19 protein-coding genes, 9 tRNA genes and 1 riboswitch are annotated in these 25,119 nt (G+C 39.7%); of the genes, 3 read left to right on the top strand and 25 right to left on the bottom strand.

Translation table 11 applies throughout. The annotated features are described in order from the left end of the window. Nucleotides 1-72: 72 nt before the first annotated feature. Nucleotides 73-543, bottom strand: coding sequence for a 30S ribosomal protein S7 (rpsG, locus tag ACLHK8_RS03865; protein WP_057771852.1), 471 nt, complete (start codon nucleotides 541-543; stop codon nucleotides 73-75). 13 nt (nucleotides 544-556) lie between these two features. Next, nucleotides 557-970 (bottom strand): 30S ribosomal protein S12, encoded by a 414-nt coding sequence (rpsL, locus tag ACLHK8_RS03870; RefSeq protein ID WP_046871289.1) that lies wholly within the window; start codon nucleotides 968-970, stop codon nucleotides 557-559. A 340-nt stretch (nucleotides 971-1,310) separates the two neighbouring features. Between rpsL and ACLHK8_RS03875 the strand changes: the two genes are divergently transcribed. Then, complete coding sequence (locus ACLHK8_RS03875; protein ID WP_057771851.1) at nucleotides 1,311-1,994, top strand: prepilin peptidase; 684 nt, start codon at nucleotides 1,311-1,313, stop codon at nucleotides 1,992-1,994. A gap of 74 nt (nucleotides 1,995-2,068) precedes the next feature. On the opposite strand, the gene rpoC is transcribed toward ACLHK8_RS03875, so the two are convergent. The 18 genes from rpoC to ACLHK8_RS03965 form a co-directional block, all read right to left on the bottom strand. Next, nucleotides 2,069-5,710, bottom strand: coding sequence for a DNA-directed RNA polymerase subunit beta' (gene rpoC / locus ACLHK8_RS03880; RefSeq protein WP_057771848.1), 3,642 nt, complete (start codon nucleotides 5,708-5,710; stop codon nucleotides 2,069-2,071). Between the two features lie 48 nt (nucleotides 5,711-5,758). Further along, entirely contained in the window at nucleotides 5,759-9,379 is a 3,621-nt protein-coding gene (locus ACLHK8_RS03885) for a DNA-directed RNA polymerase subunit beta (RefSeq protein ID WP_063698138.1), read from the bottom strand. A gap of 256 nt (nucleotides 9,380-9,635) precedes the next feature. Beyond that, entirely contained in the window at nucleotides 9,636-12,119 is a 2,484-nt protein-coding gene (locus ACLHK8_RS03890; protein ID WP_323707292.1) for an ATP-dependent Clp protease ATP-binding subunit, read from the bottom strand. A gap of 20 nt (nucleotides 12,120-12,139) precedes the next feature. Continuing rightward, nucleotides 12,140-12,604, bottom strand: a complete 465-nt coding sequence (locus tag ACLHK8_RS03895) for a CtsR family transcriptional regulator (protein WP_057771843.1) — start codon at nucleotides 12,602-12,604, stop codon at nucleotides 12,140-12,142. A 216-nt stretch (nucleotides 12,605-12,820) separates the two neighbouring features. Continuing rightward, nucleotides 12,821-12,894: transfer RNA gene (locus tag ACLHK8_RS03900), tRNA-Pro, on the bottom strand. A gap of 68 nt (nucleotides 12,895-12,962) precedes the next feature. Further along, a tRNA-Pro gene (locus tag ACLHK8_RS03905) sits at nucleotides 12,963-13,036 on the bottom strand. Nucleotides 13,037-13,139: 103 nt separating this feature from the next. Further along, a tRNA-Arg gene (locus ACLHK8_RS03910) sits at nucleotides 13,140-13,213 on the bottom strand. Nucleotides 13,214-13,221: 8 nt separating this feature from the next. Beyond that, a tRNA-Leu gene (locus tag ACLHK8_RS03915) sits at nucleotides 13,222-13,307 on the bottom strand. A gap of 33 nt (nucleotides 13,308-13,340) precedes the next feature. After that, a tRNA-Gly gene (locus tag ACLHK8_RS03920) sits at nucleotides 13,341-13,412 on the bottom strand. A 20-nt stretch (nucleotides 13,413-13,432) separates the two neighbouring features. After that, nucleotides 13,433-13,505 (bottom strand) — tRNA-Thr (locus ACLHK8_RS03925). Nucleotides 13,506-13,532: 27 nt separating this feature from the next. Next, a tRNA-Leu gene (locus tag ACLHK8_RS03930) sits at nucleotides 13,533-13,614 on the bottom strand. Between the two features lie 18 nt (nucleotides 13,615-13,632). Beyond that, nucleotides 13,633-13,705 (bottom strand) — tRNA-Lys (locus ACLHK8_RS03935). A gap of 2 nt (nucleotides 13,706-13,707) precedes the next feature. Continuing rightward, a tRNA-Val gene (locus ACLHK8_RS03940) sits at nucleotides 13,708-13,780 on the bottom strand. A gap of 107 nt (nucleotides 13,781-13,887) precedes the next feature. Further along, entirely contained in the window at nucleotides 13,888-15,165 is a 1,278-nt protein-coding gene (gene serS / locus ACLHK8_RS03945; protein WP_063698142.1) for a serine--tRNA ligase, read from the bottom strand. Nucleotides 15,166-15,444: 279 nt separating this feature from the next. Then, nucleotides 15,445-16,077, bottom strand: a complete 633-nt coding sequence (locus tag ACLHK8_RS03950; protein WP_063698166.1) for a deoxynucleoside kinase — start codon at nucleotides 16,075-16,077, stop codon at nucleotides 15,445-15,447. A gap of 131 nt (nucleotides 16,078-16,208) precedes the next feature. Then, the gene (locus tag ACLHK8_RS03955; protein WP_063698168.1) at nucleotides 16,209-17,678 is read right to left on the bottom strand and encodes an amino acid permease; all 1,470 of its coding nucleotides are present in this window, start codon (nucleotides 17,676-17,678) and stop codon (nucleotides 16,209-16,211) included. 122 nt (nucleotides 17,679-17,800) lie between these two features. After that, a riboswitch (Lysine riboswitch) is annotated at nucleotides 17,801-17,985 on the bottom strand. 40 nt (nucleotides 17,986-18,025) lie between these two features. Further along, nucleotides 18,026-18,568 (bottom strand): Rrf2 family transcriptional regulator, encoded by a 543-nt coding sequence (locus ACLHK8_RS03960; RefSeq protein ID WP_063698170.1) that lies wholly within the window; start codon nucleotides 18,566-18,568, stop codon nucleotides 18,026-18,028. After that, on the bottom strand, nucleotides 18,555-19,115 hold the full coding sequence (locus ACLHK8_RS03965; protein ID WP_063698172.1) for a GNAT family N-acetyltransferase: 561 nt from the start codon (nucleotides 19,113-19,115) through the stop codon (nucleotides 18,555-18,557). The genes ACLHK8_RS03960 and ACLHK8_RS03965 overlap by 14 nt, the downstream gene beginning before the upstream one ends. Nucleotides 19,116-19,393: 278 nt before the next feature. Here ACLHK8_RS03965 and ACLHK8_RS03970 point away from each other — a divergent pair, with 278 nt between their 5' ends. Further along, nucleotides 19,394-20,551, top strand: coding sequence for an LCP family protein (locus ACLHK8_RS03970; protein ID WP_082854879.1), 1,158 nt, complete (start codon nucleotides 19,394-19,396; stop codon nucleotides 20,549-20,551). Between the two features lie 86 nt (nucleotides 20,552-20,637). Here the strand turns inward: ACLHK8_RS03970 and ACLHK8_RS03975 are convergent, their stop codons facing one another. From ACLHK8_RS03975 to ACLHK8_RS03995, 5 genes are all read right to left on the bottom strand, one after another. Continuing rightward, nucleotides 20,638-22,062, bottom strand: coding sequence for a GW dipeptide domain-containing protein (locus ACLHK8_RS03975; protein WP_063698174.1), 1,425 nt, complete (start codon nucleotides 22,060-22,062; stop codon nucleotides 20,638-20,640). A 111-nt stretch (nucleotides 22,063-22,173) separates the two neighbouring features. Continuing rightward, entirely contained in the window at nucleotides 22,174-22,620 is a 447-nt protein-coding gene (locus tag ACLHK8_RS03980; protein ID WP_057771831.1) for a threonine/serine exporter family protein, read from the bottom strand. 13 nt (nucleotides 22,621-22,633) lie between these two features. Then, nucleotides 22,634-23,377, bottom strand: coding sequence for a threonine/serine exporter family protein (locus ACLHK8_RS03985; RefSeq protein WP_063698177.1), 744 nt, complete (start codon nucleotides 23,375-23,377; stop codon nucleotides 22,634-22,636). Between the two features lie 161 nt (nucleotides 23,378-23,538). After that, complete coding sequence (locus ACLHK8_RS03990; RefSeq protein ID WP_046871276.1) at nucleotides 23,539-23,739, bottom strand: cold-shock protein; 201 nt, start codon at nucleotides 23,737-23,739, stop codon at nucleotides 23,539-23,541. 218 nt (nucleotides 23,740-23,957) lie between these two features. After that, on the bottom strand, nucleotides 23,958-24,620 hold the full coding sequence (locus ACLHK8_RS03995) for a metal-dependent transcriptional regulator (protein ID WP_057771829.1): 663 nt from the start codon (nucleotides 24,618-24,620) through the stop codon (nucleotides 23,958-23,960). Between the two features lie 145 nt (nucleotides 24,621-24,765). Between ACLHK8_RS03995 and ACLHK8_RS04000 the strand changes: the two genes are divergently transcribed. Next, the gene (locus tag ACLHK8_RS04000) at nucleotides 24,766-25,107 is read left to right on the top strand and encodes a hypothetical protein (protein WP_057771826.1); all 342 of its coding nucleotides are present in this window, start codon (nucleotides 24,766-24,768) and stop codon (nucleotides 25,105-25,107) included. Nucleotides 25,108-25,119: the final 12 nt, after the last annotated feature.

A 25,119-nucleotide genomic window follows, 5' to 3' on the forward strand; every position in this document is an offset into this window, starting at 1 on the left:
TATATGGGCTCCATATAATAGCCATTCGTTGTTGCTCTCCAAATCAAATTGGCTTAAGCAACAAGTGGAAAATTACCAACGATAATGAGCGAATGCTCGGTTGGCTTCAGCCATTCTATGTGTATCTTCACGCTTTTTAACTGAAGCACCTGTATTATTTGCAGCGTCCATGATTTCACGAGCAAGACGTTCTGTCATTGTGTGTTCACCACGAAGGCGTGAATAATTCACGAGCCAACGAAGACCTAATGTTGATCGACGATCTGGACGAACTTCAATAGGTACTTGGTAGTTAGAACCACCAACACGACGAGCTTTAACTTCAAGAACTGGCATAATGTTCTTCATTGCTTCATCAAATACCTCTGTTGGTTCGTTACCAGTTTCGGATTTGATAAGATCAAATGCATTATAGAGAATTTTTGAAGCTGTACCACGTTTACCATCTAACATTAAATGGTTAATTAAACGAGTTACTAACTTTGAGTTATAAATTGGATCAGGTAATACTTCACGTTTTGATGCTGGGCCTTTTCTTGGCATTTAAACTACCTCCTTACTTCTTAGGTTTCTTTGTACCGTATTTAGAACGGCTTTGTTTACGATCTGTAACACCGGCTGTATCAAGTGCACCACGGATAACGTGATAACGTACACCAGGTAAATCCTTAACACGGCCCCCACGGATAAGCACAACACTATGTTCCTGAAGGTTATGGCCAATTCCTGGGATGTATGCTGTAACTTCAATCAAGTTAGAAAGACGTACACGAGCATATTTACGTAAAGCAGAGTTAGGTTTCTTAGGTGTCATAGTTCCGACACGAGTTGCAACCCCACGTTTTTGTGGAGCTGGGTTAGCAACTGCTTTTTTCTTCATGCTATTGTAGCCATAATTCAAAGCAGGAGCCTTCGATTTAGAACCGTGTGAATGACGGCCCTTACGAACCAATTGGTTAATTGTAGGCATTGATTTGTTTCCCCTTCCAAATTTAAAATCTTTTTAGTTTAAGCACACACATCCAGGTGGTCCTTTTTTTGTTATAAAAAAACGCGCCTGAACATCGCTTTGTACCACTGTTTCCAGTCAGCATGTCTGTCTAATACAGAACCTGTCCACAAAAGCACCTTTTTTAGATTATCATCATCCGCATAACTTGTCAATGATGTTTCGTCAATTATTTTTAAATAACTCCTGATGCACCGCCTTTTTTTAAAAGCTAATTGAAAATTACAGCGTAAAAATATTCACCTGATTATTCGTTAAAAAGTTCTTAAAACCCGTACTTATAATTAATGGAGGTCTTAATATGCTTATTCACAGTTATTTTTTTATAATCGGTACAATTATTGGTTCTTTTCTAACACTTTGTATAGATCGCATTGATCTTGGTCAATCAATTATTAGCCCACGATCTCATTGTTTCACTTGCCATCACCTGCTACGGACTTATGATCTCATTCCAATCCTTAGTTATTGTGTCCTTAACGGTAAATGTCGTTACTGCAAGCAACCATTTCCGCCTAACTCTTGTTTGGTTGAACTGACTTTGGGTTTACTTTATTTACAAATTTCTTTTGTCACCTACCACCCTTTACCTCTTACCATGAATTTACTGACCGCCACTATTTTAATCTATCTCAGTTTAGACGATTTAACTCACACTTGTGTAAACGTCTGTCTAATTGGGGTTCTCGGAATACTGGGGCTTTTAAAACATCCAAGTACGATCAACTTACTTTTAGCTTTTTTTCTTTTAATAAGTATATTTTCTCATTTTCAATTTTCCAATATAGTTAAAGGTTTTGGTGAAGCCGATATTGAACTCATTTTCGTTTTTGCTATTCTGCATGGTATCCAATCACTTCCAGCAATTATTTTTTTTGCGTCTTTAACTTGTTTAAGTTTCACACTCATTTTTCAAAAAATCGTTCCGCGACAGATCCCTTTTATCCCGTATTTAGCTTTCGGCTATTTTTTGCTCCCGTTTTAATCCTATGTATTCAAAAAAGCAGCGCCTGATTTAAAAATCAAGCACTGCCTTTTGTTTAATGGAACTAACTACATCTATTTAGATGTTTCAGTATCCATTTCTTTTTCAACATCGCTGAGTGACTTAGGTTCTGCCACTTTTCCACCAACGGTCTTTGGAATAATCTTACGGTAATCAGGCATCCCTGTTCCAGCAGGAATGATCTTACCGATAATAACATTTTCCTTCAAACCAACAAGTGGATCATTCTTACCACGAATTGCAGCATCAGTTAATACTCGGGTTGTTTCCTGGAATGACGCAGCTGACAAGAAACTATTTGTTTCCAAAGCAGCTTTAGTAATTCCAAGTAAAACAGGACGGGCAGTCGCTGGAATGCCACCGGCAATTAATGTCTTGTAGTTAGCATCTTTGAAATCATTGATATCTAACAGGGTACCAGGAAGAACATCTGTATCGCCAGGATCCATAACACGAATCTTACGAAGCATCTGTCTAACCATGATTTCCACATGCTTATCCAAGATTTCTACACCTTGCATACGGTAAACACGCTGAATTTCACCCAATAAATAAGTTTCAGTTGAAAGTACATCACGAACTTTCAACATTTCCTTAGGATCGATTGAGCCTTCATTCATTGCAGAACCACGATGAATAAAGTCGCCTTCTGCAATCTTCATCCGAGCTGTGATTGGCAAAGTATAAGTTCTGGTATCAGTTTCACCCTTGATCGTAATTTCTTTAGTACGTTCTGCGGGATTTTCTTCAACTGATTCAACAGTACCTGTAACTTCAGTAATTTCCGCACGACCTTTAGGATTACGTGCTTCCACAATTTCTTGAATACGAGGAAGTCCTTGGGTAATATCTTCGTTACCAGCCACACCACCAGTATGGAAGTTACGCATAGTAAGCTGTGTTCCGGGTTCACCAATTGACTGAGCAGCAACAGTTCCGACTGCCTCACCAACTTCAACACGGTCACCGGTTGACATGTTACGTCCATAACAACGTTCACAAACACCATGACGCGTGTTACATGTGAATGCTGAACGAATAGTAACAGTCTCAACACCAGCATCAATAACTTTTTGAGCAATATCTTCGTCAATCATGACGTTCTTGCCAACGATCTTTTCACCTGTTTCAGGATTATAAACTGATTTTTGTGTGTAACGGCCTAAGATCCGGTCATACAAGGACTCAATCACTTCATTACCATCAACAATTGATGAAATTGTTAAACCACGGTCGGTTCCACAATCTTTTTCACGCACAATAACGTCTTGAGCAACATCAACCAAACGACGAGTCAAGTACCCTGAGTTGGCCGTCTTAAGGGCCGTATCAGTCATACCTTTACGAGCACCATGAGTTGAAATAAACATTTCCAAAACAGAAAGTCCTTCACGGAAATTTGAAAGAATTGGTAATTCCATAATTTTACCATTAGGGGCAGCCATCAATCCACGCATACCAGCTAACTGAGTAAAGTTAGAAATGTTACCACGAGCACCAGAATCACTCATCATGTAAATTGGATTTTGAGGATCAAAACTCTCCATCAATTTTTGTTGAATAGCATCTTTAGCATCGTTCCAAATTCCAACAACTCGTTCGTATCGTTCGTCATCAGTAATTAAACCACGACGGAATTGTTTTGTAACCGTAGCTACTTGTTTATGAGCAGCATTAACGATTTCTGGTTTTTCCTTCAAGTCGGTAATATCAGCAATCCCAACTGTTAAGCCAGATTTTGTTGAAATATCATAGCCAAGGTCCTTCATCCGATCCAAAAGTAGAGAAGTTTCTGTAACCTTATATTGCTTGTAAACTTGCGCAATAATGTCACTTAAAAATCCCTTCTTGAATGGTGGAATCAATGGTTGATCCTTAATGAAAGCCTTGATGTCTTCACCAGCCTTTAAGAAATACTTATCTGGTGTGCCATCTACCAAGTTTTCATTAGTAGGTTCGTTCAAGTAAATTAAGCCACCTGGTAAAATGTCATTAAAAATGGCTTTACCAACTGTGGTAACCAAAATTTGCTGACGTTGTTCATCAGTGAATGGTTTCTTTGGCATTGAACTTACTTGCAAACCAATTCGTGAATGCTCAGAAACATAACCATTTTGCATAGCTAAACGAATTTCATTGAGATCTTTAAAGATCATGCCTTCGCCGTTGCTATTTTCACGTTCCATAGTTAACCAGTAGTTACCAATAACCATATCCTGAGATGGCGTTACAACTGGTTTTCCATTTGCAGGTGCCAAAATATGATGAGCAGCTAACATAAGCAAACGAGCTTCGGCTTGTGCTTCGTCTGATAAAGGCAAATGAATAGCCATCTGATCTCCATCAAAATCGGCATTGTAAGCTTCACAAACTAATGGATGCAAACGCATTGCTTTTCCACTAACTAAAGTAGGTTCGAATGCTTGAATACCAAGTCTATGCAAAGTAGGTGCACGGTTTAAAAGAACTGGATGTTCTTTGATAACGTCTTCTAAGACATCATAAACATCGTCATCTTTACGATCAATCTTACGCTTGGCATTCTTAATGTTAGAAGCTAAGCCACGAGAAACCAATTCTTTCATGATAAATGGTTTGAATAATTCCAAAGCCATTGGAACTGGCAAGCCCATTTGGTTCATCTTAAGTGAAGGTCCAACATCAATAACAGAACGACCAGAATAATCAACCCGTTTACCAAGTAAGTTTTGACGGAAACGTCCTTGCTTACCCTTCAACATGTGTGAAAGAGACTTCAATGGACGATTTCCTGGACCAGCAACTGGACGGCCACGACGACCGTTATCAATCAAAGCATCAACGGCTTCTTGTAACATCCGTTTTTCGTTTTGAACGATAATTCCAGGTGCATTTAAATCTAACAAGCGTTTCAAACGGTTGTTACGGTTAATTACTCGACGATATAAATCATTCAAATCAGATGTGGCAAAACGTCCCCCATCTAATTGAACCATTGGTCGTAAATCCGGTGGAATAACGGGAATGGCATCCATTACCATCCAGTCTGGTTCATTACCAGATTTAATAAAGGCCTCAATAATGTCTAAACGACGCACTGCACGTGTCCGTTTTTGACCGGAAGCATCTTTTAATTCAACTTTTAAAACTTCAGCTTCTTTTTCAAGATCAACATCTTGGAGAAGTTCTTTGATAGCTTCTCCACCAATTTTGGCATTAAATGTATTCCCATATTCGCCAAGCTTTTCACGGTATTCACGTTCAGTTAATAATTGTTTCTTTTCCAAAGGTGTTTTACCGGCGTCAATTACGACGTATGAAGCAAAGTAAATAATTTCTTCAAGAGCCCGAGGACTCATGTCTAAAACAAGTCCCATTCGACTTGGGATACCTTTAAAGTACCAAATGTGTGTAACAGGAGCGGCTAATTCAATATGGCCCATTCGTTCACGACGAACTTTTGACTTAGTAACTTCAACACCACAACGGTCACAGACAATTCCCTTATAACGAATCCGCTTGTACTTTCCACAGGCACATTCGTAATCTTTTGTTGGTCCGAAAATTCGCTCATCGAACAAGCCATCTTTTTCAGGCTTTAAAGTCCGATAATTAATCGTTTCTGGCTTTTTAACTTCACCATATGACCAACTTCTGATCTTGTCAGGTGATGCGAGCCCAATTTGCATGCTTTCAAACTTATTGACATCGATCAAAGGATCGACCTCCTTCTTGATTTATTGACTGGTTTAACGTCTCAAAAACTACTTTTGATTTTTCTCTGTTTCAGCTTTAGTTTCACTTGCAGAAGCTTTATCAGCGGAGGCTGAAGCTTTTTTAGCTTCCTCTTTTGATTTGTCTTTCTGTTCTTCAGCATACTTACTGAGTGCATCTACATTGACAACATCATCATCTTCGTCGTCCATATCACGCAACTCAATTTCGTTCTTGTCATTATCCAAGACCTTCATATCCAAACCAAGTGCCTGTAATTCTTTTACAAGAACTCGGAATGATTCAGGAACTCCTGGACGTGGAATTGGATCGCCTTTTACAATTGCTTCATAAGTCTTCACACGACCAACCACATCATCTGATTTGTATGTCAAGATTTCTTGAAGTGTGTAGGCAGCACCATAAGCTTCAAGGGCCCAAACTTCCATTTCACCAAAACGCTGACCACCAAATTGTGCTTTACCACCTAATGGTTGTTGCGTAACTAATGAGTATGGTCCGATTGAACGTGCATGAATCTTATCATCAACCATGTGGGCTAATTTCATGTAGTGCATTACCCCAACGGCAATCCGTTGCTCGAATGGTTCACCAGTACGACCATCATATAAGACCGTTTTAGCATCAGTTTGCATTCCAGCTTCTTTAACAGCATCTGCGATATCTTTATCGTTTGCGCCATCAAAAACAGGTGTTGCAACATGAATACCCAAATTACGAGCAGCCATCCCTAAATGCAATTCCAATACTTGGCCAATATTCATACGAGAAGGAACACCCATGGGACTCAACATAATGTCAATTGGGGTACCATCTGGCATGTATGGCATATCTTCTTCAGGAATAACCACTGAAACAGTCCCTTTGTTACCATGACGTCCAGCCATTTTGTCTCCAACTTGTAGCTTACGTTTTTGAGCAATATAAACTCGAACCATCATGTTAACACCAGGTGAAAGCTCATCCCCATTTTCACGAGTAAAGATCTTAACATCCTGGATAATACCGCCGCCACCATGAGGAACCCGCAACGAAGTATCTCGAACTTCACGAGCCTTTTCACCAAAGATAGCATGTAGCAAACGTTCCTCAGCAGATAATTCAGTCACTCCCTTAGGTGTAACCTTACCAACCAAAATGTCGCCATCTTCAACTTCAGCACCGATCCGAACAATTCCATCTTCGTCAAGATCTTTAAGAGCATCTTCACCGACGTTAGGAATTTCACGAGTCATTTCTTCAGGTCCAAGTTTAGTGTCACGCGCTTCTGACTCATATTCTTCGATATGAATTGAAGTATAAACATCATCGCGAACCAAACGTTCATTAATCGCGATGGCATCTTCGAAGTTATAACCTTGCCATGTCATGAAAGCAACTAATGGATTTTGACCAAGTGCTAATTCTCCGCCTTCCATAGAAGGACCATCAGCTAAGACTTCATCATTGTCCACATGATCGTTAACTTTAACGATTGGGCGTTGGTTGTAGTTTTTACCACCATTTGAACGGCGGAACTTCATTAATTTATACGTATCTAAAGCACCATCGTCACGACGAATACGAATTTGATTTGCATCAACATATTCGACCGTTCCATCATGCTTACAGATCAAGGCAACTCCAGAATCATGAGCAGCTTTGTATTCAATCCCAGTTCCAACTAATGGAGCATGAGGATCTAACAAAGGAACAGCCTGACGCTGCATATTAGCACCCATCAAAGCACGGTTAGAATCATCATTTTCCAAGAAAGGAATGCAGGCCGTTGCAACTGCAACTACTTGTTTTGGTGAAACATCCATGTAATCGACTTTATCGATGCCAATTTCGATGTTATCACTTTCATGACGCGCCATAACCACGTTGTCCACAAACGAACCATCATCATTTAATGGTGAGTTAGCTTGCGCAATAATGAATTGATCTTCTTCATCAGCAGTCAAATAATCAATCTTATTGGTAACCGCATGACTCGTCCATGAAACACGACGATATGGAGTTTCAATAAAACCATATTTGTTAATTTTGGCATAACTAGCCAAACTGTTAATCAATCCAATATTAGGACCTTCAGGCGTTTCAATTGGACACATCCGACCATAATGCGTGTAATGCACATCACGAACTTCATATCCGGCACGATCACGAGTTAAACCACCAGGTCCAAGGGCTGAAAGACGACGCTTATGCGTAAGTTCACCCAAAGGATTAGTTTGATCCATGAATTGTGACAATTGAGATGAACCAAAGAATTCTTTAATAGAAGCAACAACAGGACGAATATTAATTAATTGTTGTGGTGTAACTGTAGTTGCATCTTGAATTGACATCCGTTCACGAACAACTCGTTCCATTCGTGAAAGACCAATTCTAAATTGATTTTGTAAAAGTTCACCCACGGAACGAATACGACGATTACCCAAGTGATCAATATCATCTGTAGAACCAACACCCTCTTGCAATAAGAAGAAGTAGTTGATCGTCGAAACAATATCTGCAGGAGTAATATGTTTGAGTTTAAGATCAATGTTGTCGTTGCCGATCATTGTCAACTCACGTTCAGGGTCATTAGGACTAACAATCTTAATTGATTGAACAGTCATAGGTTCTGTCACAACTGCTTCTGTAGAAGGTGTATATGTGACAGCCTTGAAATCTTTTTTATCTAAATATGGAGCTAGGTCCTTCATCACATCTTTAGTAACAACTGTTCCTTTTTGAACAATAACTTCACCAGTATCTGGATCTGCTAAAGTTTCAGCCAAAGTTTGGCCTACCAAACGCGTCTTCAAACTTAACTTCTTGTTAACCTTGTAACGACCAACAGGAGCCATATCATAACGTTTTGGATCAAAGAAACGAGCCGTCAACAAACTACGTGAACTGTCAGCTGTCTTTGGTTCACCAGGACGCAAACGTTCATAAACATCCTTTAAAGCCTCTTCAACACGAGAATCCTCAGAATTTTTATGCACATCTTTATCTAAAGTATTATCAAGAGCGTCAGTTTCACCTAACATTTCCACAATTTCTTCATCTGAGCCAAAGCCAAGTGCTCGGACTAATTCAGTCATTGGAATTTTACGAGTTCGGTCAATACGCACATATGCAATGTTCTTGGCATCTGTTTCGTATTCTAACCAGGCCCCACGATTAGGAATAACCGTGGTTCCCCATACATCACGACCATTTTTATCAGCAGACTTAGTGTAATAAACACCAGGAGAACGAACTAACTGGGAAACAATAACCCGTTCTGCACCATTAATAATGAAAGTACCTTGTTCTGTCATTAATGGGAAGTCACCAAAGAAAACATCTTGAGATTTAATTTCACCAGTTTCGTGGTTAGTTAAACGTAAAGTCACATGTAAAGGCGCTGAATAATTTGCCTCGTGTTCACGTGCTTCATCCACCGTATATTTTGGTTCTAGTAACTGATAATCAACGTATTCCAAAGAAAGATTTCCAGCAAAGTCGTCGATAGGCATAATGTCATCGAACATGTCCTTTAACCCTTCATCAAGGAACCATTGGTATGAATTACTTTGAATCTCAATCAAGTTAGGAAGTTCCAGCACTTCTTTAATCCGTGCGTAACTTCTACGAGTTCGGTGTTTACCGTATTTTACCAAATGTCCTGCCAAGTTATTCACCTCTCTAAAATATTCCGCAAACGGCCAGAAAATATTACAATTTGATTACAATTACCAAATTGCCCTGTTTTTTGGCAAAAAAAAACCAAAAATAGCTCTTTTTTTCGGAAAGCTATTTTTGCCTTTTTATGAGAAGTACTACGGACAATAGATCGCAGCACTTCATTTCATTCACAGTTACAAACAAAGTTAATCATACTCATTTTGTTTAAACATGTCAAATATTTGACTGCAAGTATTTATTTAATTAAACGGTCGGTTGTTTCGTATCTGCTTTTGGATTTTTCACAACGACTTGAATTTTACCATGACGAGCTCCAACCGTGATGTTGTCACCAATCTTGGCCTGACCGGAAAGCATTAACTCACTTAATTGGTCTTCGACTTTGGTCTGGAAAGCCCGGCGAATTGGCCGTGCGCCATACTCCGGATCAAAGCCTGCTTCCGCAACGGCATCAATAGCAGCCGGCGTAATTTTGACCGTCATTCCTTGATCGGCAACTCGTTTAAGAATTTGTTGCGACATTAATTTCACAATTTGGTGAAGTTGAGGACGAGTTAAGGAATGGAAGATAATATTTTCGTCAATTCGGTTCAAAAATTCCGGACGGAAACTCTGCTTAAGGACTTCACGAATCTTAGAGGCCATAGCCGTGTAGTTTTGACTGGCATCTTTAGCACCAAAGCCAACTGATTTCTCGTCTCTCAGTGCTGTTGCACCCAAGTTAGAAGTCATAATCAGAATTGTGTTGCGAAAATCAACTTTACGTCCTTTAGAATCAGTCAAATAACCATCATCTAAAACTTGTAAAAGAATATTGAACACATCAGGATGGGCTTTTTCTACCTCATCAAATAAAACGACAGAGTATGGCTTTTGACGAACTCGCTCGGTTAATTGGCCACCTTCATCGTACCCAACATAGCCAGGTGCCGATCCAATTAAACGGCTTGTACTGTAGCGTTCCATATACTCTGACATATCAATGCGAATCATATTGTCTTCCGATCCAAACATTGCTTCTGCCAAAGCTTTTGCCAGCTCAGTTTTTCCGACTCCGGTTGGTCCTAAGAACATAAATGAGCCAATTGGGCGCCCAGGATCTTTTAAACCATTCCGAGCACGTCTGATTGCCCGTGAAACTGCCGAAACAGCTTCTTCTTGGCCAATCACCCGTTTGTGCAAGATTGATTCCAAGTTAACTAAACGATCGCTTTCTGTTTTCTGTAACTGAGTGAGTGGCACCCCGGTCCATTCAGAAACAACTTGTGCAACGTCTTCTGCAGTTTCTTGTAATTGATACTTAGGCTTTTTATCTTCGTCTTGAGAATTAGCCTGAGCTTTTTCAATTTTATTGCGTAGTTTTTCTTCTTTAACTCTGATCTTTTGAGCTTCCTCAAAATCTTGTGCTTCAATTGCAGCTTCTTTTTCATCCGTCAATTTTTGTAATTTAGTTTCAGAAGTTGATTTCTTGGTTTCACCCATTTGATCAATTCTAACTTTAGCGGCCGCTTCATCCATTAAATCAATGGCTTTATCTGGTAAAAAGCGATCACTAATGTATCGATCTGATAATGACACAGCTTGTTTGATGGCATCATCGGTAATTGCGACATGGTGATGTTCTTCATATTTTGGTCGTAGTCCCCGTAAAATCTGAACAGATTCTTCGGTCGTAGGTTCATCAACTTCAACCTTGGCAAACCGTCGTTCTAAAGCTGCATCTGTTTCAATATATTTTTGATACTCATTTAGAGTGGTCGCACCGATTGTTTGTAATTCACCACGAGCTAAGGCTGGCTTCAAAATATTAGAAGCATCAATCGCCCCTTCAGCACCACCGGCACCGATCAACGTATGCAGTTCATCAATAAACAATACAATATGACCATCTTCATGGATTTCATCAATCACTTTTTTAAGGCGATCTTCAAATTCACCACGATATTTTGTGCCAGCTACAAGTGATCCCATATCAAGCATCATCAATCGCTTGTTAGCAAGATCTGCAGGCACATTGCCATCAATCATGCGTTGGGCAAGGCCCTCAGCAATCGCTGTCTTACCAACGCCTGGTTCACCAATTAAAACTGGGTTATTTTTTGTACGGCGACTCAAAATTTGAATCACTCGTTTAACTTCTTTTTCACGGCCAATCACTGGATCAATCTGACCATCTTGGGCCATCTGACTCATATTACGCGCCACTGAATCTAACGTTGGTGTACCTTGAGGTTTGGCCCCTCGCCGAGTTTGCGCTTGATTTTGGCGAATCTGTGCCGAAGCACTGACCCCCAATTTGCGTAAAATAACCTTGCGTGTTTGAGCAAGATCCATGTCCAAACTGATTAAAATCCGAGATGACAAAATGTTTTCATCACTCAATAGAGCCAACAGTAAATGCTCTGTGCCAATTTTAGCAGCACCTAATCGCTTAGCCTCATCACCAGCAGTTGCCAAAACTTCCTTGGCCTTTGGTGAGTATGGCAAATAATCGTTAGCGCCAATATTTTTTAAAGTCCCATAGCCTGTAAAACGTTCAATTTCTTCCACAATATCTGTTTCCGTGACCGAAAACTGCTGAAATACTTTGTAGGCAATGCCGTTCTTTTCTATCGCTAGGGCCAACAATAAGTGTTCTGTTCCTACTGCTTGGTGTTTAAAACGCTTAGCTTGTTCTTGCGAAATAGCCAAAACATTCTTTGCACTTGGTGTAAATAAGTTATCCATGTTAACACCCTACTTTCTTTTTAGCTCTCATACCGTAAATGATTTAAAATTCCAATTAAAATTCTCGCTCGTAACTGATCTTCCTCAACACGATCACTCATTGCTAAAGTTTTCTTGTCAATTGCCGCCAAAATCAAGTTTCCTTCTCTTTTGTCAATGACATCGTCCTCGTACAAACTTTTAACGATGGAGAGAGCGTCTCGTTGATTGATGGCCTCACCAATCACTTGAATAAGTGTATCTAAAACATCCAAATCATCAAGTAATTTGACTTTTTCAATCCGGATGTAGCCACCACCACCACGTTTACTTTCTACTACATAGCCATTTTGAATGGTAAAACGGGTCTTAATGACATAATTAATTTGAGAAGGCACAACATCAAACAAGTCAGCAATCTCCGAGCGCCGAATCTCAATTTCCTCTGAATCAGCCAAAATTTGTTTTAAATATTTTTCAATGATATCGGAAATGTTTTGACTCATTTTGCACACCCTTTCTTGCATCTTTGACTAATGTTGACTTTCATTATACGAAACTCTCATTAAAAAGCAAAGTTTTTTAACTTTCTAAGGTGGTTCGCACTAATGACAGCTATTTTTAGGGATAAATTATTGTTTTTAAGATTTTAATTAATTGCTTCACTTTTAAAAAATAAAAAAGCCACGAGTTTGACTTCGTGACTTTCTTATTTTCCATTATCGGGAAAACAGGATTTGAACCTGCGACCCCCACGTCCCGAACGTGGTGCTCTACCAAGCTGAGCTACTTCCCGTTACTGGTAAATAACTTTAAGTGGGTAATTCTTACGTAAGGGCACTTTTCCACCGTCTTAGTGCTTAATCGGGAAGACAGGATTCGAACCTGCGACCCCCTGGTCCCAAACCAGGTGCTCTACCAAGCTGAGCTACTTCCCGCTCATATTATCAAACTAATTAAAATGCCAACTTATAAAAACTCACAGTTGGCATTTTAACTTATTCAGTCTACTGATTAAACAGTAAGCTTTAATAATAATGATGCACCCAGTAGGAGTCGAACCTACAACCTTCTGATTCGTAGTCAGACACTCTATCCAATTGCGCTATGGGTGCTTATTAAATGCCGAGGACCGGGATCGAACCGGTACGGTCATCACTGACCGCAGGATTTTAAGTCCTGTGCGTCTGCCAATTCCGCCACCCCGGCAATGCTTATGTGCTTGTAGTTATAAAACTACAAAGCGGAAGACGAGATTCGAACTCGCGACCCCCACCATGGCAAGGTGATGTTCTACCACTGAACTACTTCCGCAAAGTTATTAAATTGGTGAATGCCGACTAGAGGATTCGAACCTCCGACCCCCTGTTTACAAGACAGATGCTCTGCCAACTGAGCTAAGTCGGCTAATTAATAATATCTATTAATTAGAAGTGCGGGCGAAGGGACTCGAACCCTTACATCTTTCGATACAAGAACCTAAATCTTGCGCGTCTGCCAATTCCGCCACGCCCGCAATGCTTATATGTGTAAATGAGCCGTGGCAGTCTCGAACTGCCGACCCTCTGATTAAAAGTCAGATGCTCTACCAACTGAGCTAACGGCTCAATGGAGGATACAGGGCTCGAACCTGTGACCCTCTGCTTGTAAGGCAGACGCTCTCCCAACTGAGCTAATCCTCCATCAAATGACAACTACATAATATTATCATTGACCATTAGTAATTGTCAATAACATTTTGTAGTTGTCGCAAAAATTATTTGTCTAAAAAACGAGCTTTCCGACTTACCTATTTAGTAATCTTCGTTATGCCACCCATATATGGAATCAATGCTTCGGGAACCGTTACTGAACCATCTTCATTTTGATAATTTTCTAAAATGGCTGCAACTGTTCGTCCAACCGCTAATCCGGAACCGTTCAAGGTATGCACGTACTGTAGTTTTCCTTGGTCATCACGATACCGAATCTGTGCGCGTCGGGCTTGAAAATCTGTACAGTTTGAACAACTAGAGATTTCTCGATACATATTTTGGGCTGGAATCCAGACTTCCAAATCATGTGTCATTGCCGCTGTAAAGCTCATATCACTAGTGGTTAACGTAATCACATGATACGGTAACTTCAACAGTTTTAATAAACTTTCGGCTTGATTTGTCAGCTTTTCAAGCTCATTCCATGAATCTTCGGGTTTGGTGAACTTCACCATTTCTACCTTATTGAATTGGTGCATCCGAATCAAACCTCGGGTATCTCGGCCTGCGCTTCCGGCTTCTGAACGAAATGCAGGTGATAAGGCAGTCTCACTGATTGGTAACGTATCAGCATCCAGAATTTCATTGCGATGGAAATTGACCAATGGTACTTCAGCAGTAGGAATTAAGGTCAGGTCACTATCTTGAATTTCGTACCCAGCATGCGTTTCTTTAAACTTTGGAAATTGACCTGTGCCAAACATAGAATCGTCATTAACCATGTAGGGGGGAATCATTTCTGTATATCCGGCTTCAGTGTTTTGATCTAAGAAAAAGTTGTATACGGCACGTTCAAGTCGAGCACCAAGTCCTACATAGTACACAAAACGACTACCAGAAACTTTGGCTGCTCGTTCAAAATCTAAGATACCTAAATCTTCACCAATTTCCCAATGGGGTTTAGGACTAAACGAAAATTCGCGAGGCTTGCCAACTTTACGAAGCTCAACGCTGCCTTCTTCCGTCAAACTAATTGGAACTGTTTTATTAGGGATATTTGGCAAATGCGCAGCCTTGTTCTGAACTCCTTCAGTTAAAGTTTGAAGCTGTTGATCAAGTTCTTTGATTTCGCCCCCGACTTTACGCATCTCTGTAATTTTATCGTTGGCATCTTCTTTATTGCGTTTTAACTGCGAAATTTGATCTGACACTTCATTTCGGGTCTTCTTCAAATTTTCACTTTCAACAATCAAATCTCGACGTTTTTGGTCCATGTCTAAAAGCTTATCAATTTCTTTTGGATCAATTCCTCGTGTGCCTAAGCGTTCCTTAATATAATCCGTATTATTTCGAATTTCTTTTAAATCTAACATTATTAAAACCTCCTAATTTTTAATTACACAATAAAAAGCCTTCTCATCCCATCAATTGGGACGAAAAGACTTTATTTCGCGGTACCACCCAAGTTTGCTGTTACCAGCACCCTCAATTATGGTTAACGACCGCAGCCGTGTGATATTACTCACCCGCTTTTGCCTCTCGGAGTTTCGATTGATAGCTTTCACTAGCTCTATCTCGCTTTAAATCTACTTAAAAAAGGCTTCACGTTTACTATTTACACTTATCATAACCGAAAAAGTTCCAAGAAACAACTAAATTTCAGCAATTTTTTGATCCACAATTTGAATGACCTTTTCACGGGCCTGTGGGTCTTCCACAAAATCGAACTGATCCCCGTCAATCTGAATCTTAGGGCTTTCGTTATAATTGTCATACCATTCAGCATAACGATGATTCAAATCCTGATAATATTCATACAAGCTAGGGTCATTATCAATTTGTTCGTAAGAACGGCCTCGTTTTTGAATCCGATTTAACATCGTATCAAAGGAAATGTTGATATCAATCAATAAATCCGGATTTTTCTTATAATGAGTTTCTGGTAATTCTTCCATCATATTAGTTAATAAAGAATCGTAAATTTGCACTTCTGTCTTGGTTGCCCGTCCTAAATCTGCATTCAAATGGAAAAGAAGTGAATCTTCATAAATCGAACGATCCATCACACTATTTTTAGTCTGAAAAGCTTCTTTGATGCCATCTAAACGTCGATTCAAAAAATAAATTTGCAGTAAAAATGCGTAGCGCTTAGGGTCTTTGTAAAAAAGTGGCAAAATTTGGTTATCATCAACTGATTCATAATAAGCTTTTGTGCCTAAATGTTGAGATAAAATTTCCGTTAACGTTGTTTTTCCTGCTCCAATTGGACCTGATAATGCAATCATTCGAAGTTCCCCTTTATTCATCTTTTAATACTATATATTGTAGCATGTTCAGATTCAAAAACAATATATGGTTTTAAAAATCAACCAATTACCATGATTTCTCTTTTATTACAGCATCTTGCATTATACACTTATTTCTTGATTTTTCGAGACTTTAAAATAAAATCGGGTTGCGTTAAATCAACTTCATCCAACGGAATAATATGCGTATGATATTTCACTTTATAGAATACGTACAAAACGATAAAGATTGGCACACTAATATAACTAATTCCAATTGCTTCCCAGTTAAACGTCGCAAAAGAATGAAGATCCTGGCCAGCAATGACCAACAAACAAATTACAAAAGCAAATATCGGTCCAAATGGAAACCATTTTGCATGATACTTAAGTTCTTCCACTTTGTGTCCTTGTTTAACAAATGCGCGACGAAAACGAAAATGAGAAATAGCAATCCCCAGCCAGGCAATAAATCCGGTCAAACCACTTGCTGCAACCAACCACATATAGATATGGGGGCCTTCAATACTTGAGATAAAGGTCAACGCACCAACAATGGTCGTCCCAATCAAGGCCATTAAAGGGATTCCTCGTTTTGTTGTTAATCCAAATGTTTTTGGAGCATACCCTTGTAAAGCCAATGAGTATAACATTCTTGTGGAAGCATACATCCCTGAATTTGCCGAAGAGATGACCGACGTCAAAATAACTGCATTCATGATACTTGCTGCTCCGGCTAACCCGGCTCGTTGAAAGACTAAGGTGAACGGACTGATCTTAACGTCACTTGCCGAAGATCCTAACAAATCTGGACTTGTATAAGGAATAATGCAAGCAATCACAAAAATCGCCAAAATATAGAATAAAATAATTCGCCAAAACACTTGGTTAATCGCCTTAGGAACACTTTCTTCAGGCGTTTCCGATTCACCGGCCGTAATTCCAATTAATTCAGTTCCTTGAAATGAGAAACCCGCGACAACGAATACACTAAGAATCATCGGAATTCCGCCAACGAATGGCGCTTTTTTATACGTAAAATTATTTAAATAGGTTGCATGTCCACCCATGATACCAAAAATAACGGCCACACCAACTACTAAGAAAATGATAACTGTAACGACCTTAATCAATGCCATCCAATATTCAGTTTCACCAAAGGCCTTGACGGTAAGAGCGTTAACGGAAAAAATTAGTACTAACGCCAACACACTCCATACCCAACCGGGAACATTTGGCAACCAGAATTTCATGACGATTGAAACCGTACTGATATCAACAGCCAAAGTAATGGCCCAGTTAAACCAGTAATTCCATCCCATCGCAAAGCCCATAGCCGGATCCACATACTTTGTTGAGTAGGTCGCAAAAGAGCCCGAAACTGGCATATAAGTGGCCATCTCGCCTAAACTGGTCATCAAAAAATAAACCATGATCCCCATCGCCACGTATGCTAACAAAGCCCCGCCAGGACCTGCTTCTGAAATTGCAGAACCACTTGCTACAAACAAGCCAGTTCCGATACTCCCACCAAGCGCAATCATTGAAATGTGGCGGGTCTTCAATGAGCGATCAATGCTGTGATTCTCTTGTTCTGCCATAAATCTGTTTCCTCCTTAAGTTTCTAATTAAAAAGGCAATCCTATTTTTAACCAATAAAAAAGAAGCCTCTTTGTATAACAAATCGCCATACAAAAAGACTTCCGATAAATTTCTCAGTCAAATCGTAGATAGCGCCCCGTACTGCTCTACAAGCATTACGACAGTCCCTGATTTGTTGAACCAGGGCCCAACCCAAAAGTGAAAAAGCACCCTTAGATTTCGGCCAACTCCCCTTTCACAACTCCTCATCGATGCTTTATCACCTTAGAGTTGTTACTTATGAACTTGGCAACCTCTTCTTTCGATATGATTCAATTATATACAAGCGGGACTAGTCTGACAACTCCTAATCCCCATTTAAATTAGTTCTTACGTTTTCAATTTTTTGATTTAACTTTAAAAAATTTGCTTGTAATTCCGAGTCTGAGCCGTTCCAATCAATTCCAGAAGCAGCTGGCTCGCCCATAATTTGCATAAGAATGTCGCTTAGACTTTGTTCCTTTAGGTAGTTCCGCCAAAGATCATCAGCGCTTTGAAACGTTTTATTTAAAACATCTTTACCACGTTCGGCAATTGGCCGCGCATCAGAAAAAATGTTTTCAATAAAACCCATGTCGGGATACGTTTTAATCGTGCCTTCGCTAGCTTCTACAATATCCAACAACGAAATTTTGCTTGGATCCTTAGCCAAACGAAAACCACCGTTATTTCCAGGAATCGACGTCACTAGCCCGGCCAGCACAATTTTACGCATAATTTTTCGTAAGTAAGCTTCTGAACCTGTTAACCGCTTGTGAATAACCGCCGTCGTCAACGGAACCTTTCGATCCTGAGTACATAATAACGCAATGATACATGCTGCTTGTTCAAACCCTTTAGTGAGTTGCATAATTACCGCCTTCTCTAAATCCTTTTTCTGTTAATTCATAGTAAGTCTCTTGTTTGGGATCCGGGTTCAAGACACTTGCTAGTAAAGTATGCTGGCCGGTCATTTCAAACCCGAGGTGCTCCAAAAGTAGTTTTGACCGTTTATTTTCAGTATAAGTACTGGCTAACACAGTATACACTGGATTTTCTTGAAAGGCTTGCTGTAAAACATAATAAACAGCTTCTTTCATATAGCCTGTGCCCCAAAAGTCTTGATTCAACATGTAGCCAATCTCGAACTTCAGTGGGTCTGGTTCATGCGTCTTATCACTCACTGAGTATAAACCAATGCTGCCAATAACATCTGCACTTTGCTTTAGAGTGATTGCCCAAATATTTGTCTGCATAAGTTGCTGTAAGAAAAAGTTACTTTCAAAGGCGCTGTTAGAAACGCGAAAGCCAGCCCTTTTAGCAATCTCTGCGTTTTCAACAATTTCTCGGAGCTTAAATAAATCCGTCGTCGTAAATGGTCTTAAATTTAATCTTGGTGTCAAAATTTTGTTGTTCACAGTTTTCCTCACCACCCGATTCATCGAATGCTCATCTGATCACACTTCTCTTCCTAAAGAATACCAGATTTTTCCCTATAAAAGCCACTTTTAATTAAAACTACCAAAATCAGCTAATTTTATTTTGATTGCGTTTTCGTAATGCGGTAGATATGTGATATACTTTTGGTGTTTAAAAAAAAATTAAATCAAAATAAAATCCAATTTTTCGACTGCTTAATCGGTTATGCTTAAGCACATACAAACTTTTATTTTATATTGCTTCAGGAGGCAAACCCATGAATGAGGACCAAACACCCAAAAGATCCGAGCTGCACAACCATTTTAACGTTCCGCCAACTCGAACCGAGATGCATAGAGAACCGGAAAACGGTGGTCAACATCAGCGACCAAATCGCCCTAAACGTTCCCGGCGAAGACGACTCATTATCACGATTGTTTGTCTTCTTATCATCGCAGTCGGTGTTTTTGCCGCCTACAAGTGGTATGCTGCGAAGAAAGCTGCAAATTCTGTTTTTAATAGTGCCAATATTCAAAAAGCGCGAGATGTCTCATCGGTTATCAAAAAAAATAAGCCCATTTCTATCTTACTTTTAGGAACTGATACCGGGGCTCTTGGCCGAAATTATCGTGGCCGAACCGACACTATCATCATTGCCACTTTAAATCCCAAAAAGAAAAGCATGACCCTAACTAGTATCCCCCGTGATACTGCTCTTTCAATTCCGGGATACACACAATATGCGCCTTCAAAATTAAATTCCGCTTACTCATTTGGCGGTGCGGGAACCAGTATCAAATCCATTCAACAACTATTAGATGTCCCCATTGATTTCTACGGATTGATCAACATGGGTGGCTTAGAAAAAATCGTCAACGGTGTTGGTGGCGTGACCGTCAAACCAACTCTCACATTTAAGTATGGGGCAGCCAACGTTGTCAAAGGTAAAAAGATCCATTTAGGCGGAAAGGCCGCATTAGACTATTCTCGGATGCGGGATGACGATCCTCAAGGTGATTATGGCCGGCAAGTTCGTCAACGCCAAGTTTTGATGGCTATTTTACGTAAAAGTGATTCCATCTCCACTTTGCTCAGTCAAAGCTTTATGGATTCTTTAAAGAAACAAACCCAAACTGATTTAAGCTTCAATGAGATTGTTGCTTTATCCACTAAATATCGGGTAGCTACACATCATCTTAAGTCTACCCATCTCCAAGGAACCACTCAACTTATCAATGGACAGGATTTTGAAGTTACCAGTCAAACTGAAATGCAGCGAGTCACAAACTTCATTCGAAAAGGTTTAGATCTTGGTCACAAATCAACCGGAACAGCCAATTTGACCAGCGTCACAACCGGTACCACTGCTGACACAAGTCAATCAAGCTATTACGATAGTACCCAAACAGGAACAGATAACACAACTGGTTATTAAATAAAAATTTACACCAAAACAGGCTTTAGTCACATGCTGATACATGTACTAAAGCCTGTTTTGTTGGTTTTAATTTCTGAAATTTCCTAGTTTAAAGCACTACCGTAGATCCAGCCAATTATTTTACCGTTATATAAGCAGCGGTAATAAGGGACTTTGCAATCCGCACGATAAGCAATGTTATCAACAGTAACCTGTTTACCGGCATAATCCTTGCTATAGTAGGTTCTTTTTACGGTATATTTACTAGCGGTCACATGATTTAAAAAGTCATGTGCACCGGGAACTGCCTTGACCGTCTTGGTTTGATTGATGGTCTTGTAGGTAACTTGCACTCCTAAAGCACCGCCATAAATCCAGCCAATCCGTTTGCCATTGTAGTAACAACGGTAATACGGTGTTTTGGTGCCATCGCGGTATGCCACATTATCAATCGTGACCGTTTTTCCTGCATAAGTTTTGCCATAGTGTAACAATTTATTATTATATAAACTGCTTGTCACATGATTATAGAAATTGTTACCTGGTGCTACTTTTACATCCATGGTCTTGCTAGTCGTTGTATAACTCACGTGCTTAGCTAAGCCGCCGCCGTAAATCCAGCCGATCAATTTACCGTTATAATAACAACGATAATAAAGGGTGCCAGTGCCGTCACGTTTACCAGTCATATTAACCGTGATCGTCTTACCCGCGTAGGTCTTTCCATAATGAACCCGTTTCGTCGTATACTTACTTTCAGGAACATGATTATAAAAATCATGACCCGAAGTTGACTTGACGTCCATCGTCAAGTTAGTGCTCGTATATTTCACATTTTTAACGTGGATAGAAGTATAGTATTTCTTAACTAATTGATAGAACTGCGCCATGGTATAACCCTGGCCAAAGTATTTTTTCCCATTACTCATGTAATAACCATAAGGATCAGTATGGGTTGAACCCCCATAATACTGGGCAACTGCCTTGTGAGACCACACTGTCCCTTTTCCATCATAACAAGCGTCATTCGGGCTTAAATTGTATTTATTTAGCAAATAAGCTGTATACCAAGCTGCATTGGCAATTTCATGGGCAAAGGCACTTTTAGAGTGCACTTCAATTTGTTCAAACTGGACATATTTGCCGTTTCCTGGATACCCAACACCCCATGACAAATAATTTGTATTGGCAATGTTAATAATGTGAGTGGCATCCACAAAACTGTGGACAAACGCATTATTATAATTAGCCTTCATATAATTAATTTCGCCATAAATTGTGGAGCTAGCGTTAGCCGTTTCATGGACGACAACCCCTTCAGGCTTACCATATCCCTTATTGTAATCATTCTTTGGAAAACCACTCCAAATTGCTGTTGTAATACCAGCGGGTTTAATTTTTTTTGAACTAATATAGCTATTGACTGCTTCTGCTTTTACACTTGGTGTTTTTACGACTAATAGTCCGACCAATAAAGTGAGCGTTAATAAAACCGCCGTCATAATTCCCCGTTTTTGTGTCTCTTTCAAACTAATTCCTCCAATATTCTCCCGATCTGCACAATTAATCACTATGTATAGTTTCATACTAATATTTCTACCCAACATTCCGATATCATCATTTTTACAATTTTATGACATTCACACAGATGCTTTTTTTGCCTTGAGCTTTTTCCATAGTTTATTCAACAATTCGGCAAGCAAAAAGCCAATCGCGATTGAGCCTGTAATTTCAATCACCTGGGTTAAAAAATGAACCCCTTGAGCGACATTTCCCAATGCAATGTTGCGGACCATCTGGTAGGCCTGCCCTCCCGGAACAAGGGGCACCAAACTGGGGATATTAAAAATCAGCATTGGCATTTTCATTTTCCTAGCTGCTACATCACTTAAAATCCCGATCACCACCGCAGCTGTCAAATTGCTTAAAGCTAAACCAAGTTTCATGTTAACAATCGCCCAATAAATCAGCCAGGCAACCGTCCCAATCGACCCAGCTGCCACCAGGGCACGATGAGGAATATTAATAATAATGCCAAAACCTACTGTTGCAATAAACGCAAAAAACAATTCAACTATCATAATCATTTCGAGTCCCACCTTAGAAAAATCGGAATACAAACGCGATACCAAAACCAATTGCTGCCGCCGTTAGAAGTGCTTCAATGCCCCGTGCTGGCCCACTGACAAAATGGCCGTTCAAAATATCACGAACGGCATTTGTTAGTGGCACACCGGGAACTAAAGGCATCACAGCACCAATAATAATATTATCCACCGAATGGCCCATGCCAAGACGTACCGTTATCACTGCCATTATGCCAATTAAAAGGGATGCCACAAATTCACTAATGAACTTGATGTTAAGGTATTTGTTGATCACATAATAGATAGCAAATCCCACTGCCCCAATAATGGAAGTAACCCCAATGTCATAAAAATTATTACAAAAGATGGTCATTAATGGCCCACTTACTAAAGCTGCTCCCAAAACTTGTAACCAAAAAGGAAAATAAGGAACCGCCTGATCAAGGGTCTGGAGTTGATCGTAAAACGTCTCTAGGGTGATTTTGTGCTCCGCATAATCTCTAGAGAGCCGATTCACCCAACTCACTTTTTCCAAATCAATGCTGCGGCGACTCACACTTATTACCTGCGCATTTTTTTGATCTGGAATTGACATAATAATTCCTGTGACCGTGGAAAAAACTTGGGTACTTGGAAAACCCGAGTTTGTCGCAATTCGCATGATTGTGTCTTCCGCGCGCGCCATTTCTGAGCCGCTCTCAATCATAATTCTTCCTGCTAACAAGCAGGTATCCACTACCAAGTCAGTTTGGTCCATAACTATCACCCCATTAATTAATCAAGCTCTATTATGCCATAGCCTTTCAAACAAAACACCCACTAATTCAGGATTCCTAAAACTGGCACAGGAATATTTAGGCTCAAAACACAAAAAAAGCCAGGAATAAAATTCCTGACTTGATAAATTCTAATTTTAAATTAGTCTTTGTTTACGTTAACTGCTTGTGGTCCACGGTCACTTTCTTCTACATCGAAAGTAACTGCTTGGCCTTCTTCAAGAGTCTTGAAGCCGTCGCCTTGGATAGCTGAGAAATGTACGAATACATCGCTACCGTTTTCGCGAGTAATAAAACCAAAACCTTTGTCTGCGTTAAACCATTTAACTGTACCATGTTCCATAATAGAAAATCCTCCTGAGTGCTTTTTGCACTAAATATTTTAATACTTGATCCGGTGCAAATTGGGGATATTTCTTTATGAAACAATCTTACCAAAATTACCTAACCAAAATACAAAGTAATTGTACCATGTATTTTTAGAAAAAGAAAGTAAATTCAGAAATTAGTGTTGTTTTTTTGTTAACGGGTCTTTTTAAACTTAAATTAAGCCTTATAAAGCTAATCTTCTTGGACGAAAACATAATGAGCTGCCTTATAACTAATTTGACGCTCATCAGTCGCCGAATCATTATCAATTAGTTTAACCGTTGTGGCACCTTCAAATGGGGCGTGATGAATAACATGTACTTTATCGCCAATATCTAAATCGATCTCATCTAAGTAGTTCAACAGTTCATGATTATCAATAAATCGATCTACTGTGACCGTTGTTCCCTCTTTTACGTCGGCTAACAGCGTATGACTGTCTTCGTGATAGTTTCCCTCTTTATCCGGAATCACACCACCATGGGGGCAATGGGTTGGATAATCGAGAAATTTATCAAGCGAATCCAATAAGTGGTCGCTAGTCACATGCTCCAAAACTTCCGCATCGGTATCCACTTCAGAAAGTTTATAATCCAATTTATCCACCAAAAAGGTTTCCCAAATCCGGTGTTTGCGAACCATGATCTCAGCAATTTGAATTCCTTCATCAGTTAGCGAAATTCCAGCATAGGGTGTGTGCTTTGCGAGCCCCTCTTCCACTAGCTTGGTTACCATTTCCGTAACCGAACCGGCCGCAATATTTAGTCCCATTGCAATTTGTTTGTTAGATATTTTCTTTGATTTCCCGCCTAGCTCAAAAATGATTTTGAGATAGTCTTCCTTCATAGGGGTCAATTCATTCACCTCATTATTATTAATACTACTTTTATAACTCATATAGCTCGGAAATACAACTAAGGCATCCCAAACTTTAATTTTACACTTTTATTGATTAAGGTCTATACTTAAATTGTAAACAACAAAGTTAGGAAGGACTATTATGGGTAATTCAGTATCAATCACAGAATTGAGTGCACCAAATCAACTCAAAGCAGTTAACGCATTTGCAAAGTTTTATATTCAACTTTACAAGACAGAAAGTCTCGAGATTATTTCTTCATACGTTCCTGCTGGCTATCTTAGCGATATCAACGCCTTCATTACACGCAATCGCTACCTAACTAAAGAAGGGCTTCTAGCCATCAGTGTTGAAGCTTCACGAACAGATTATGTGCAAGTAATTGCACATCTGGATCAAAACTTCACTTCTAATGGAGTTCCAGAAACACCTTGGCATGACTGGCTTAACGCTCATCACAAGCAACTTGTCAAAGAGAGCTAACCAACTGCCCCC

Origin of the sequence: Pediococcus sp. M21F004, from assembly GCF_051122535.1 — a bacterium.
Taxonomy (GTDB): Bacteria; Bacillota; Bacilli; order Lactobacillales; family Lactobacillaceae; genus Pediococcus; species Pediococcus inopinatus.